General features: G+C 42.7%; 11 protein-coding genes and 1 pseudogene. 6 read left to right on the top strand and 6 right to left on the bottom strand.

The annotated features are described in order from the left end of the window. Positions 1 to 291 precede the first annotated feature (291 nt). The 5 genes from RMY27_RS16370 (at position 292) to RMY27_RS16350 (ending at position 6,139) form a co-directional block, all read left to right on the top strand. The gene (locus RMY27_RS16370; protein ID WP_322664908.1) at positions 292 to 789 is read left to right on the top strand and encodes a PAAR domain-containing protein; all 498 of its coding nucleotides are present in this window, start codon (positions 292 to 294) and stop codon (positions 787 to 789) included. Positions 790 to 1,133: 344 nt separating this feature from the next. Continuing rightward, the gene (locus tag RMY27_RS16365; RefSeq protein WP_322665028.1) at positions 1,134 to 1,547 is read left to right on the top strand and encodes a GPW/gp25 family protein; all 414 of its coding nucleotides are present in this window, start codon (positions 1,134 to 1,136) and stop codon (positions 1,545 to 1,547) included. Next, positions 1,544 to 3,739, top strand: coding sequence for a putative baseplate assembly protein (locus tag RMY27_RS16360; protein ID WP_322664906.1), 2,196 nt, complete (start codon positions 1,544 to 1,546; stop codon positions 3,737 to 3,739). The genes RMY27_RS16365 and RMY27_RS16360 overlap by 4 nt, the downstream gene beginning before the upstream one ends. A gap of 116 nt (positions 3,740 to 3,855) precedes the next feature. Then, positions 3,856 to 4,887, top strand: coding sequence for a phage tail protein (locus RMY27_RS16355; RefSeq protein ID WP_322664904.1), 1,032 nt, complete (start codon positions 3,856 to 3,858; stop codon positions 4,885 to 4,887). A 52-nt stretch (positions 4,888 to 4,939) separates the two neighbouring features. Then, a complete protein-coding gene (locus RMY27_RS16350; protein WP_322664901.1) occupies positions 4,940 to 6,139 on the top strand; it encodes a DUF4159 domain-containing protein in 1,200 nt (399 codons plus the stop codon). 30 nt (positions 6,140 to 6,169) lie between these two features. Here the strand turns inward: RMY27_RS16350 and RMY27_RS16345 are convergent, their stop codons facing one another. The 5 genes from RMY27_RS16345 to serA form a co-directional block, all read right to left on the bottom strand. Further along, on the bottom strand, positions 6,170 to 6,613 hold the full coding sequence (locus RMY27_RS16345; protein WP_322665026.1) for a type II toxin-antitoxin system VapC family toxin: 444 nt from the start codon (positions 6,611 to 6,613) through the stop codon (positions 6,170 to 6,172). Further along, positions 6,613 to 6,882 (bottom strand): hypothetical protein, encoded by a 270-nt coding sequence (locus RMY27_RS16340; protein ID WP_322664900.1) that lies wholly within the window; start codon positions 6,880 to 6,882, stop codon positions 6,613 to 6,615. The genes RMY27_RS16345 and RMY27_RS16340 overlap by 1 nt, the downstream gene beginning before the upstream one ends. A 178-nt stretch (positions 6,883 to 7,060) precedes the next feature. After that, a complete protein-coding gene (locus RMY27_RS16335) occupies positions 7,061 to 8,338 on the bottom strand; it encodes a hypothetical protein (protein WP_322664898.1) in 1,278 nt (425 codons plus the stop codon). A 130-nt stretch (positions 8,339 to 8,468) separates the two neighbouring features. Continuing rightward, positions 8,469 to 9,389 carry a 50S ribosomal protein L11 methyltransferase gene (gene prmA / locus RMY27_RS16330; RefSeq protein ID WP_322664896.1) on the bottom strand — a complete coding sequence of 307 codons (921 nt, stop codon included), beginning with the start codon at positions 9,387 to 9,389 and terminating at the stop codon, positions 8,469 to 8,471. A 147-nt stretch (positions 9,390 to 9,536) separates the two neighbouring features. After that, complete coding sequence (gene serA, locus RMY27_RS16325; protein WP_322664894.1) at positions 9,537 to 11,117, bottom strand: phosphoglycerate dehydrogenase; 1,581 nt, start codon at positions 11,115 to 11,117, stop codon at positions 9,537 to 9,539. 575 nt (positions 11,118 to 11,692) lie between these two features. Here serA and RMY27_RS16320 point away from each other — a divergent pair. Then, a pseudogene (locus RMY27_RS16320) lies at positions 11,693 to 12,082 on the top strand (hypothetical protein); the annotation flags it as partial. Positions 12,083 to 12,203: 121 nt separating this feature from the next. On the opposite strand, the gene RMY27_RS16315 reads toward RMY27_RS16320, so the two are convergent. Next, on the bottom strand, positions 12,204 to 13,058 hold the full coding sequence (locus tag RMY27_RS16315) for a bifunctional class I SAM-dependent methyltransferase/HIT family protein (protein WP_322665024.1): 855 nt from the start codon (positions 13,056 to 13,058) through the stop codon (positions 12,204 to 12,206). Between the last annotated feature and the right edge of the window lie 283 nt (positions 13,059 to 13,341).

Genomic DNA, 13,341 nt, shown 5'->3' with positions numbered 1-13,341 from the left:
TAGTGTCAACTTAAGCTGAAACCCTTTTCAGACCTCGTTTCCAGCCTCTGGCTGGAAATGCACATCATTGCGGCAGAACCGCAAGTCTTGAGGCGGAGCCTCTAGGACGGCATTCCCAGTCGGAGCAGGGGAACGAGACAACGAGATAATCTCTCAAAGCTATGTCTAGACTAGTTTTTACGTTAAGTTGACACCAATGCGCAAGGCCTTGCGCCCCTACAATTCTAGAAATAATTTGGAATAATTTATTTTTTGCAAGTCTTTTAATGAAAAACACTATAGGAGGTTGTCATGGGTAGACCAGCAGCAAGAATTACCGACAATGTGGCGCACCCCTTACCCCCAGTTTTAACAGGAGGGCCGGGTAGTCCCAATGTGTTGATTGGGTCTTTACCTGCGTGGCGAGGTGTGCTTGCTGCCGCAGTACCAGGTTTGCAGTCTGCCAAAACCACTTCTGATGCAGCTATCCAAGCGGCTGAGGCTGCTACCCTTGCGGCGGCTGGTACACCAGGGGCACCTGCTGCCTTAGCTGCTGAACAAACTACAAAGGCAACATCAGCAGCTACTATGGGTAGTGCAATCAGTGCTGCTGCTGCTGGTGCTGATATTCATAATTGCGCCACACCTTTACCCTTACCTCCCCACGGCCCTGGGGTTGTGATTGATGGTAGCCAAACAGTGCTGATTAACAATCTGCCTGCCTCTCGGATGGGCGACACTATTATAGAAGCATTAGGGCCACCGAATAAAATTATCAAAGGTAATCCCACTGTTTTGATTGGCGGCTGATTGAAGAGGCAGAGGGAGAATGATTTGTAATTGTAATTTGGTATAAATTAAAATTCATAGATGAGTCTTTTTTACTGATGGACGAGTCTTTGAACTCTATTAATGAGGCTCAGAACTCCGTTAATGAGTCTTTGAACTCCATTAATGAGGCTCAGAACTCCGTTAATGAGTCTTTGAACTCCATTAATAAGACTTTTTTACTCGCGGACGCAGCATAGATTCAAACTCCATTCCCCATTCCCCATTCCCCTATCTCCTCAACCTCGACCTTTGGCGAATAGGCTTAAACCTTCTATGCCGATATCTTTGGAGATATCCATGTAACAGCTGTCTAAGTGCCAGATATGGTTTACGGTCGTCAACGAGCCTATTTGGGAACAGGTTGGGCTTATCCACTGCATTTAAACGTGCAAGGTGGGATACAACTTAGCCGTGAAGATCAAAAAGTTAAAGAATCTATTTGGATTATCCTCCGCACGGGAGTAGGTGAGCGGGTTTATCGTCCGACGTTTGGTTCGCGCTTGTCGGAACTGGCGTTTGCACCTTTAAATAGCGATACCCTACTGCGAATCCGCCTTTATGTCTTGGAAGCTTTAGAAGTTTGGGAACCACGCATTACTATCGATGAAGTTGTTACCGATCCCGACCCAGTGCGTGGCAGAGTAGACATCATCATCAATTATCGACTTAAAGACGGCCCCGATATTTATAGTTTTGTTTATCCTTATTATTTGGTGTCAGCTGGAGAGGAATCGTGAACTTTGATTTTTTACCGAAATTACCTTCTTCCAACTTAGACGATCGCGCCTTTGATGATTTGGTGGAAGAATGTATTATGCGTATTCCTCGCTATTGTCCAGAATGGACTGACCACAACCTCAGCGACCCAGGAATTACGCTCATTGAGTTATTTGCTTGGTTAACTGACCAGATGTTGCTCAGATTCAACCAAGTACCCCGAAAAAATTATGTTGCTTTTTTAGAATTACTAGGTATTCGTCTCCAGCCTCCCGCCCCAGCCCGTACAGAATTAACTTTTTATTTAAGCGCTGCACTACCCGAAGCCTACACGATTCCCGCCGGATTAGAAGCTTCAACTATCCGCACTGAAACCACAGAAGCAATTACCTTCAGCACGGATTCTCCTTTAATTATCGGCAAACCCCGCATCCAACATTTCTTAACTGCCCAAACTACCGAAGATATTCCCCAATCTCTACGCGAAAGAGTCACAACTTCCTGGACTCGTCAATCTAACGGTTACTGGACAGGTAACGAACAACCGATTTTTGAAGAGGAACCCCAGCCTGGTAACTGCTTTTATTTAGCAATAAATTCTGACGATCCTTTAGACGCCAATGTTTTAGAAATTATTTTTCAAGGGGCTGCGGCTACCCCTGCTGGGATTAACCCCAATCAACCACCCCGGAGATGGGAAGCTTGGGATGGAGAAAATTGGCAATCAGTTTTATTGCAAGAATCAGATGATAAAACTCGCGGCTTCAGTTTTTATGAAATCGCCCAAGAAGGTGAAAACCCGTCTCAAGGTGCAGAGGTACGTCTGCATTTACCTCAAATTTGGCCTGTGGCTAATTTTACCTCTTACCGAGGCCGCTGGTTGCGCTGTAGCTTTGTAAGCACAGAAGCGAATGAAACTGGTTACAATCGTCCGCCACGAATTATTGGTTTAGCAGTGCGTTCAATTGGCGGTACTGTTAGGGCTAGCCATAGTACGCTGATTCAAGATGAGCGATTGGGAATTAGTGATGGTACACCCGGTCAAAGTTTCCAGTTACAAACAGCACCAATTTTAGAACGCCGAGAAGATGAGTATATTTTAGTTACTCCGGCTGGTGGTTTGCCGCAAAAGTGGACTGAAGTGAGAGATTTTGCTGATTCTGGGCCGCATAACTTTCATTACACCATCGATTCCATCACTGGTACAATCCAATTCGGGCCGCTGATTCGGGAACCGAGCCAACTTAAACAACAAACCCAGGTGCGAACGCGAATTCAGCAACCATCACTGGATGACACATCTGTACAAGTTCTGGAAAATAACCAGTCGGAACACCAATATGGGGCAATTCCTCCCCGTGGTGCAGAGATTAGGATGGTTAGTTATCGTACAGGCGGCGGTAGAGAAGGTAATGTTCAAGCTGGGGCAATACAGTTTTTGAAGTCTGCATATCCATATATTACTAGTGTGGTCAATCGTGTACCAGCAATCAATGGGGCGGATGCCGAATCGCTGGAACAAGCTGTAATGAAGGCTCCCCGCATCCTCCGCACGCGCGATCGCGCCGTCACTGCTGAAGATTTTGAAGTTTTAACTCAACAGGCGGGTGCTGGTGCGATCGCTCGCGTCCGGTGTTTGCCAGCAAATTCTCGTAGACAAGCTGGTATAGTTAGTTTACTGGTAGTGCCTTATGCAAACACAGATGCGATCGCCCAAGGCAATGGGATGACACCAGAAGATTTTGCCCTCAGTAATGCCCTCCAAGAGCAAATTTTGAGTTACTTAGATGAAAGACGGTTATTAGGGGTACAAGTAGAGTTACAAGAGCCGAATTATGTAGGCGTTTCGGTACAGACAGAAATTGCTCTAGAGCCAGCCTACAATAATCCTTTTGCCAGCGAAGAAATTCGTCGTAATTTAAGGCGATCGCTGTATAAATATTTAAATCCCTTAACTGGAGGAATCGACGGCAAAGGTTGGCCATTTGGGCGACCAGTTTATACATCAGATATTGTCGCATTACTGCAACAAACCCCAGGCGTGCGTCATTTAGGCCCCGTCTTGCTATTTCCCATCCGCAAGCAAGGAGAAAATTGGCGACGACAACCATCACCAGAACAATTGATCGATCCGGGATCGGAAGGTTTGATATGTTCTTGGGCTGATACAAATCTGCGTTCAAATCATGATATCCAAATCATTAATCGCTGATTTGTCATTGGTCATTGGTCATTGGCCATTAATTATCTATCCTCCTCTGCTCCCCTGCTCCTCTGCTCCTCTGCTCCCCTGCTCCCTGCCTCTTCTTACCCCCAATCCCCAATCCTATGGTTCAAAGTCGCTCTAGTCCAGCTGTACGCATTCAATTAACGCCAATGCAAATTCCCGAAGCTTTACCTGTGGCAGGTTTAGCATTTGCAAATGCAGATATGATGGATGTGGCTGGACGTAGTTTACTCTTGCATCCTGGACATCCCAGCGAGATGATTGTGCAAGTGCAAAACTTAGAACAGCGTCCTTTGCAAGTAAGCTTAAGCGTTGAAGGGAACTTTCCATCCCAGTGGTGTCAAATTGGCACAGAAGGTAGTGAAATACCGCCTCGTGGACAAATGGATGCTGTTCTCTACTTCTCAATTCCCGACACATTTTTTGAAGATCAAGAGGCAATTTCTCCTGGAAAAAAAGACAAATTAACACTTAATTTTCGCAGCCTAGTTACCCTACATATAGACCCAGGCACGGACAACGAACAAATCGAGAGAAGCGAGTATTTCGATTTATACATCCGTCCCTACACTGCCTACATGGAATTCTTGCCCATTTTGTATCGGGAAGTAGACTTCATTGGTCGCTTCATGAAAATATTTGAGCAAGCTTTTCAACCAATAGTTGATAGTTACAACGTCATGTGGGCAAACCTCGATCCCTTGACAGCACCGCAAGCACTACTACCTTTTATGGCTCATTGGGTTGCTTGGCAAGTAGATTCTGTTTGGGATCTCCAGCAACAACGGCGTTTAATTCGCCGAGCCGTAGAACTTTATCGTTGGCGGGGAACTCGTAAAGGATTGCGTCTTTATTTACATCTTTATACTGGTTTACCGCTAGACGAACATTTACCCAATGAAGCTGATAAACATATTAGTATTACAGAACCTTTTGGGCCAAGTTTTATTATCGGAGATGCACAACTAGGAAATGCAGTTTTAGCCGGTGGACAACCATATCATTTTATAGTGCGTTTGCGTTCAAATATTTCTAGTGGCATCATCAACGAGCAACTTATTGAAAGAATCATAGAACAAGAAAAACCTGCTTTTTGCACATACGAATTATCTATCGAAAATCCATCTAATTAAATAATTCGTAATTAAGTAAAATTTAATCCAAAATCTAAAATCCAAAATTGCTATGTCCCATCCTTTCCCACCTCCACCAATTAAATCCTTAGAACGCCTGCAAGCCGCAGATGGCTTACTAATCAATGCGGAACGCTGGCGCACAGCTCATAATTACCACCGTAATCGGCAAAATGCTCAATATCAAAGTTTAAATCAACCAGGAATTGTCTGCGGTTTAGGCGTGCGAGATGTGACCGCTCCAAGCCAAGTTGAAGCTAGATATCGAGATGGACGTTGGGTACAAATTCAACCTGGTATTGCAATTGATTTAGCAGGTAATCTAATTGTTGTACCAACTTCTTATGATTTTCCCATCGATTTAGAAGTAGTAAGTTCTGAACCACTCATGATCTACTTAGTAGTTAGCTATGTAGACCCTGATGAATTGCGGCGCGGACAGCAAAGAGATGTTGTTCAAGAAACTTATCGAATTGACCAAATAAACTCTACACCAGCTAGTTCAGAAATAGAAATATGTCGAATACTCCTACAACCAGGACATACTGACATTACCCAACCTGCGGATGCTTTCTTTCCTGGATATAACAATATTGATTTGCGTTATCGTCGTCAGGCACAAATGCGTCCTCAAGCACTTGTATGTATGGCGCAGGCGACTCATAGCGATCCTGAATGTGCGCGTAATTTTTTCAGCCTTTCATATTTATTACAAGCAGTAGAACCTTTATACCCAAGTTTGCGAGGGGCTGATGAACCAGGTCAGGTTTCTTTAGCAGAAAACATCCAAGACTATGACATCCTTTATCTAACAGGTGGACAGGCTATATCTTTAAATAGTCTCGAATTTGAATCTCTAAAAAATTACTTAAATTTAGGTGGTGTGCTTCTAGTTGATGCACCAACAAATGGTAATGCTTTGATTGAAAGTACTCAAGCTTTGGCACAACAATTAGAGAGTCCTTTAAGACCTTTAGAAGAATTGCAACGGAGTCATCCTTTAAGGACAAAACCTTTCTTATTTGCTGCTTTACCAATGGTTAATCAACAACAGATTAAACTTTTAATTGGTGGAGGAATTATTTTAGTAATTGGTGATTTAGCAACGGCTTGGGGACTGGATAGAGATTTGAGTTTACCCAGATTAACCATTCGGACAGCTCAGGAATTAGGGATTAATATTCTTCACTATGCTTGGAAGCGGCGACAGTTGATTGGGTTGCAACAAGAAGATAATTCCGGGCAGTGGTGAAAGCCAAGTTAGTAAGCTAGATATTGCTGTTCAAACCCAAGACTCTAAAGCGAAAGGGCGAATCTGGTGAATACGTTGGAAATCATTGTCCGTTGAGACTACTGTAAGGTTGTAGTAAATTGCAGTAGCTGCTATCCAAAGGTCGTTATCCCCAAAGCCCAAAGTCTGTATGTTGAATTTTCGTCGCTCGGCTTTCTCTTTAGGGCCAAATGCGTTGACAAGTGTACCTTTGAGATCGCCGTAAATGTCTGAGATTGGTAGATTAATGGGGTAAAGGTCGATAGTGTTTAGAAAAGCCTTAATCCGTTCGAGGTTGGCGGCTTTTTGTTCAGATTTGGCTGCCATATAAAGTAGTTCTCCACAGACAATGACACTGGTGCCAACGCCCGTTTCGCTATGGGCTTGTAGCTGTTGGATGAGATTGGGTTCACCGAAGATGATGCGACTACAGTGATTAGTGTCAAGCAGATACATCAAAATTCAGCCTGCGAGCGGGTGTCATAAACAGACTGGAGACATTTTTCAAAGTCCTCACCTTGCCAGGTACCAGCAAATTTCAGCAAATCTTTAGCTTTGGAGCCACGCAGTATTGGTTCGCCATCTTGGATAATGGCACTTGCTGGTTTAACACCAGAGCGATTTTTTCTGGTTTTGAGATATTCGAGATAGTCGAGAGTTTCCTCTAGAATCGATTCTGGAGCGGTTTCGATCGCAGCAATGAGTTGTTCCTTAATAGTAGTCATGGGGGGACTGAAAGATTGATTATGGATATTTTAATTCTGCATTATTTCCCACCATTATTTCTGAAACCAAAGATAGCGATACCTGCGGTGGTAACAAAGTTTGCGTTGCTCTGAGATTTGTCGTACCCCTAGTGCCAAAATTTTTGAGCAATTTCCACACTACAATATCAAGTTGGAATTATTGAGTTTGGTTGTTTGCGATCGCAGTATTATTTTTATCATGTTCAAGTTCTCTCATGAGAGAATCAAAACCACTGGTGTTGTTTCCACTTTGGGCAAATAAAGACCGAATTTTATTGATTATCGCACTCATACTGTTGGAGAAAAACCTACCGAGATTATTAACAAAGTTTTTCAGTTTCTCAAAAATCGAAACCTCTACAGTGGAATACTTATTAACAATTGGATATACAATTTTTCCTTTTTCTGTTTGATAGTATTCTTGTTCAGGCATCAACATTGATGTGAGTGGTTGCACCTGTTTTGCCATATCAGCTTCGGTTCGTTTATTGCTGAGGAATAAAACATCATAAATTTTCCCATTCCAGCTAGCCCAATAATGGTTTTGGAAAAACCATCGTTTTCCGTCATCACAATTGGGTTTTTTTCCTTGGTATGGGGTAACACCAGCTTCACTCAGAAAAGGCTTGGCGATACTTTCAACTGTAATTTTTTCAATGCCAAAATATTCTTCTGCAACTTTTTTAAAAGCACGGGCTAATGTCTGACAATCTCCTTCTGGAGAGCCTTTTAGTAGAGTTTCTGGACTCTTACTCACCATTGTGTATTGAAATTGGATATTTCCAAAGTTTTTGAAAAGTTGTTCTAGTATTTTATCTTGTGGCAATGTGTCATCTATGCCATTGACTAGTGTTTTGGCTAGTGAATATTCTTGTAAAAATTTTTGTTTTTTATCTGCTGAGTTATTTGCTGCTAATATTTCTTCCGACTTTGCTTGTTCGTTCTTATTAGCTGGTATCGTCTGCTGTGCGTCCTGGTTTTGCAGAGGAGAACGATTAATTTGGTTGACTACAGAAGTAGCAACACTATCCGCCTCTTGCTCATATCGATCTCCTGATTGACCAATAGTCAGTTTTGGCTGTATTTCTCCTATTGACACGCTATCAGCACGTTTTATCGCCATTTTGCTCAAGTTATGACCAAACTGCGAAGAGTGTTCCTTGCCTTGCTGCAACGACTCATTCATCTTTGTTTGCAAGACAGTGAGTCGCTCTTGTCCCTCTGGCGTGATAGTGCCATGCTTGGCTTGTATTTGGAGTTTCGTTGCCTCAAACTGATATTGTTGAAATTTCTGATTTTCTACCTTTGCCTGTACTATAGGTTTGTTGGAGCCAAGTTGAGAGTAGGTAGTTAATAAATGCGATTGCAACTGACTTTGGTCTGACGAATCAGCGGATGAGTCAGCTTTTTTGTGGATTTGTAGCCGTTCTTTCATCGCTAGTTTCAAAAGTCAATAGTGGGTAATCTATACATTATGTCACTTACTTAAAGATCCCCGGCTTATTTAAGAAGTTGGGGATCTAATTGTTTACAAATGATTTAGGATGGCGATAATTTCTACCGAATTAAGAACGCCGTACATTTAAACAACACCATTCTTTGCGTTTCCACAGGGTAGCGACAACCCAACCATTTTCTTCTAAAGCGTCAGCAACAGCTTTAGATTGTTCTAGTAAAATTCCACTGAAGATTGCCCAAGTTTCAGGTTTAGCGATCGCACTCATTTCTGGAATCAATTCAATAATTACATGAGCCAAAATATTGCAGACAATACCATCCACTGGGCTTTCAATTAGTTTTTTCAAAACGTCTACACTTCCCTGTGCAGGTAGTAAACGTTCTGGGCTAATATCATTCAGCGCACCATTACTGATAGTTGATTGCACCGCCAAAGGGTCAGTATCCACTGCATAGACTTTCTCTGCACCCAGTAGCAGCGCCCCAATGGAAAGGATACCAGAACCACAGCCAATATCCGCAATTACTAGATGTTCATGTTTGCCACTATTACCCACAAACGACTGCGAAACTCCACTCAACCGCATTTCCAGGGATTCCAAACATAGCTGAGTAGTCGCATGGTTGCCTGTACCAAATGCTACACCAGGATCGAGGCGAATTACTAACCGTTCCGTTGTTTCTGGTAATGGTAGCCAAGCAGGGTTAATTAAGAAGCGATCGCCTATTTCTTGCGGATGCCAATATTGTTTCCAGCTAGTCGCCCAATCTTCCTCATCAATTAACTGCCATTGGAAGGAAGGAGATGAAACTCCTACACAGAGTGCATCTTGACGCAGCCACAGCGACAGCGCCGCCAAATCTAGTAGCTGTGTTTGAATTGTCGGCAGATAAGCCCTGACTAAAGATGAATTTCCTTTATTTTCACTAGCTGTACCACGACAGCCAAAATCTTCCAGTCGCCAAAAGATCGTATCTTCTAGGTCTGGTTCACATAAAATATTCAGTTCCCACCAGGTGTTTGCCATTTTTGAGTGCTGAGTGGTGAGTGCTGAGTGCTGAGTTTGAGGGAGTTAGGAGTTAGGAGTTAGGAGTTAGGAGTTTTTAACTTTTAACTCCTAACTATTCACTCCTAACTTTTCTTGACTCAGCACTCGTTACTCAGCACTCAGCACTCATAGTGTTACTGTATACGCGTCCCGAATACCAGGGACTTTTATAATCTCATCCAAAATGCCCTCTGGTAAAGGGTCATCTATACTCAGAGCCATGACGGCATCACCACGGACGATTTTACGACCTACTTGCATACTGGCAATATTCACATTAAAACTGCCGAGTAGGGAACCAAGTTTGCCGATGATCCCTGGCATATCGCGGTGCAGGGTAAACAACATATATTTGCTGGGTGGGACGTTAATCGGGAAACCGTCAACGTCGGTGAGGTGGATTTCCCGCTCACCCAACAAAGCACCTGTGACAGAATGAGTACCTAAAGTACCCGTGGCTTCTAGATGCAGTGTGCCGGCATAGTCTCGAATGGAAGCATCGCGAGTTTCAATTACCCGAATTCCGCGTTCTTTGGCTTCTATGTTGGCATTTACGTAATTTACTCGTTCCCGCAAAGCTTGGTAAAGTAGTCCTTTGAGGGCAGCGACGATCAAAGGCTGACTTTTGTTGGTTGCGAGTTCCCCTTGCAGTCGAATATTGAGTACTTCCACCCGTCCGCCAGCTAGCTGTCCTACCAGATTACCTAGAGTTTCTGCTAGTTGCATATAGGGTTTGAGTTCTTCCAACACATCGGGGCCGAGTCCAGGAATGTTGACGGCTGAACGTGCTGGTAGTCCTAAAAGTACATCCCGAATTTGTTCGGCAACATCAATAGCCACATTCACTTGAGCTTCTGCCGTAGAGGCTCCCAAGTGGGGGGTGAGGATAACTTCTTTGCCTAGCGATCGCAATTCAGATTCACCCAGTGGTTCTGACTCGAAGACATCCAAGGCTGCACCGCCGATTTTACCCGCTTTCAAAGCAGCTGCTAAAGCTACTTCATCAATGATCCCACCACGAGCGCAGTTGATAATCCGGGCTGTGGGTTTCATCTTTGCCAAGGTTGTGGCATTGATTAAATGGGTAGTTTCTGGGGTTTTGGGGATATGTAGGGTGATATAGTCTGCTTGTTGGAAAAGTAAATCTAGCTCCACCAGTTGACAGCCAATTTGTTCGGCTCGTTCTGTAGAAATAAAAGGGTCATAAGCTAGCAGTTTCATCCCCATTGTCCTAGCTACAGCGGCAACATGGGAGCCAATTTTACCCAAACCAACAACGCCGAGAGTTTTTTTGTAGACTTCCGCACCAACAAAACTATTGCGATCCCACGCACCACGTTTCACCGAAGCATTAGCATCGGGGATGTGGCGAGACAAAGCCAAAATCATCGCTAGCGCGTGTTCAGCGGCAGCAATTGTATTTCCCTCTGGAGAATTGACTACCACAATTCCCCGGCGTGTGGCAGCAGGAACATCCACATTATCCACACCCACACCAGCACGACCAATGATTTTTAGCTGGGTGCCGGCTTCAATAATTTCTTGAGTGACGCGCGTACCAGAGCGAATCATCAGCGCGTCATACTCACCAATAATTGCGATCAGTTCTGCTGGTTTTAGACCTAATTTGACATCAACGGTTGCAACTTGCGAAAGAATGTCAATTCCAGCTTGGTCAATTGAATCAGAGACAAGAACCTTAGACATGATTACTTCATTTAAAGCTACAGGTTTTGCTGCACAAGACTTTTTAGTTTAGTCTTTATCTGTCGCAATTCAGCAAAAATTATTCGTTTGAATATCAACTTAACCTTTACTTACACTACGTGCTGATAGTATCGAAGCGTGAATTGCTCCCGATGGGCATTGCCTCCTAAGTTTTGGAACATGAGTTAGCTGTTTGCACCACCCTGTCGCTAAATATAAAGCATGAATAGCACTAAGCACCGATATATTTATTAATAGTTAAGAGTTACCAAAATTTTAGCGGTTGAAGCAACTTCCTTGGTGGGGTATAAACGCTTGTATGCTTGGCTGGGACGCAACTTTAGCTGAGGCAATGCTATACATAACCAGGAAACGAGCTAGTAACTAATATATCTGTCGAATCTTGTCTGTTTCTCAATACCACAAGTGGTATCCCTTAGTCAAAGCAAAACATTGCCTCGTCAAGATCATCGGATTGTGACAGTTAAGTAGGTAGGCATCAAATAAATTTTATTGCTCATGATTCCGGCAGATTTAAGATTCTTTAGTAGTTAAAAACTATCAATTAGTGTCATAAGGAATATACTACTAAACTGGATGAATATGAGGCTTTGGGTGTACTTTATTACGTGATTTATTCCTCTCGCCGTCGTCGCAAACCGCATCTGGAAGTACATAAGTTAGTTAATGGTAAGTATGAATTGCAAGAGGGAAACTCCGTTTGGCTACCAGAAATTGGACTGGGAATTGGTTGCGAAAGGGGAAATTATTGCGGTATAACGCGGGAATGGATGTATTGGTATGATGAGCAAGGACAACGGTATCTCACACCCGCAGAACAAGTAAAACAAGAGACACAACGCGCTCAACAAGAAGCACAACGCGCTGAAGTTGCAGAAAAACGAGTTCAACAGTTGGCGGAACAATTAAGAGCGCTCGGAATAGATCCAGATAACCTAGCTTAACTGAAGTATTTTGCAATATGAGATAAGTTTGAGCAAGTCATGATGTTCCAGTAATTTTTATAATTACTTGAAAGCAGTTAAGTTACAGCAGAATTTTGAATCCTGCATAATTACAGAAAAACTATTGTTTTTTAGGAATAACGTTCCTAATTCCACTTTTAGCAGAGACAGTATCACCTTTGTAGCGAGGGATGATATGAATACTGGCGTGCATAATATTTTGACCAGCGGCTCGATTGATATTCATTCCTATATTAAAGCCATCAGGTTCAAATTCTGCTTTAAGAATTTCTTGTACCTTGTTCACCATAAACCAGCAAGCAGATTGCTCTTTTAAAGGTAGTTCAAAATAATTGCTTACATGACGTTTTGGAATAACCAAAACATGACCTTTACTTATTGGATAGCCATCAAAAATCGCATAAGCTGTTGCTGATTCAGTTAATAACTTTAGATTTTTATGGGGATTACAGAATATGCAATAGTTAGATGAATTTCGCTGATGATTATAGTGAACATACTCATATACTTCTCGATATTCATCTAAGTAAACTGAAGGAAAAGGAAGTTTAACAAGACACTGATAGGTAGGCTTTTTGTAGACATAATGTTCTCGAAACCCTTCTCTTTTGATATCCCTTCTCACAGCATAATAAGCTTTACCTCCTGGTTTTAATAAATGTGATATTTCCATAAGAACATTAGTTTCTTCTTCGGTAAATAAAACATTTAAAACATAAAAGCAAATTATAGTATCAAATTTATTATCAGGATATTCTGGAAAATAATAAGGATCATAGCCTGTGATATCATAACCTTTTTGGCGCAAGATTTTAACATCATTACCAAAGCCACAACCAAAGTCTAGTATTTTGCCTTGGAGAAGGTTTTGATTTAATAAAAACTGTGCCGGAAATGATAGATAACTTCTTTCGATTGCAGTAAGATGGCTAAACTGATTTTTTTGCTGTTTCATCGAATTTTGGTGCTGATGTCCCAAAATTATTATTCCCAGCATTTGTTTAGGTTATGCGATGTCTACAATGGTCACTGAGCCAAGTCGTACCCCTCCGGGGAAGCCAAGCTACGCAAAGCGTCTCTTAGAGAAGTGCGGGCTACGCCTACGAATCAGGGTCAACACCTAGCTCACGTAACTTAGCTGCTAATATATCAGCACGTTGGTGTTCCTGTTCAGCACGTTGGCGTTCCTGTTCAGCACGTTGGCGTTCCTGTTCAGCACGTTGGCGTTCCTGTTCAGC

Origin of the sequence: Nostoc sp. DedQUE09 (assembly GCF_034530915.1) — a bacterium.
Lineage (GTDB): Bacteria > Cyanobacteriota > Cyanobacteriia > Cyanobacteriales > Nostocaceae > Nostoc.
The sequence above is the reverse complement of the archived record's forward strand: the minus strand, read 5'-3'. Positions and strand labels throughout refer to the sequence as shown.

Bases quoted from the DNA above. Each gene is read 5' to 3' on its own strand.
- prmA (WP_322664896.1), bottom strand. From the start codon at position 9,389: ATGGCAAACACCTGGTGGGAACTGAATATTTTATGTGAACCAGACCTA.
- RMY27_RS16355 (WP_322664904.1), top strand. From the start codon at position 3,856: ATGGTTCAAAGTCGCTCTAGTCCAGCTGTACGCATTCAATTAACGCCA.
- RMY27_RS16340 (WP_322664900.1), bottom strand. From the start codon at position 6,882: ATGACTACTATTAAGGAACAACTCATTGCTGCGATCGAAACCGCTCCA.
- RMY27_RS16345 (WP_322665026.1), bottom strand. From the start codon at position 6,613: ATGTATCTGCTTGACACTAATCACTGTAGTCGCATCATCTTCGGTGAA.
- RMY27_RS16365 (WP_322665028.1), top strand. From the start codon at position 1,134: ATGGTTTACGGTCGTCAACGAGCCTATTTGGGAACAGGTTGGGCTTAT.
- serA (WP_322664894.1), bottom strand. From the start codon at position 11,117: ATGTCTAAGGTTCTTGTCTCTGATTCAATTGACCAAGCTGGAATTGAC.
- RMY27_RS16350 (WP_322664901.1), top strand. From the start codon at position 4,940: ATGTCCCATCCTTTCCCACCTCCACCAATTAAATCCTTAGAACGCCTG.
- RMY27_RS16315 (WP_322665024.1), bottom strand. From the start codon at position 13,058: ATGAAACAGCAAAAAAATCAGTTTAGCCATCTTACTGCAATCGAAAGA.
- RMY27_RS16335 (WP_322664898.1), bottom strand. From the start codon at position 8,338: ATGAAAGAACGGCTACAAATCCACAAAAAAGCTGACTCATCCGCTGAT.
- RMY27_RS16370 (WP_322664908.1), top strand. From the start codon at position 292: ATGGGTAGACCAGCAGCAAGAATTACCGACAATGTGGCGCACCCCTTA.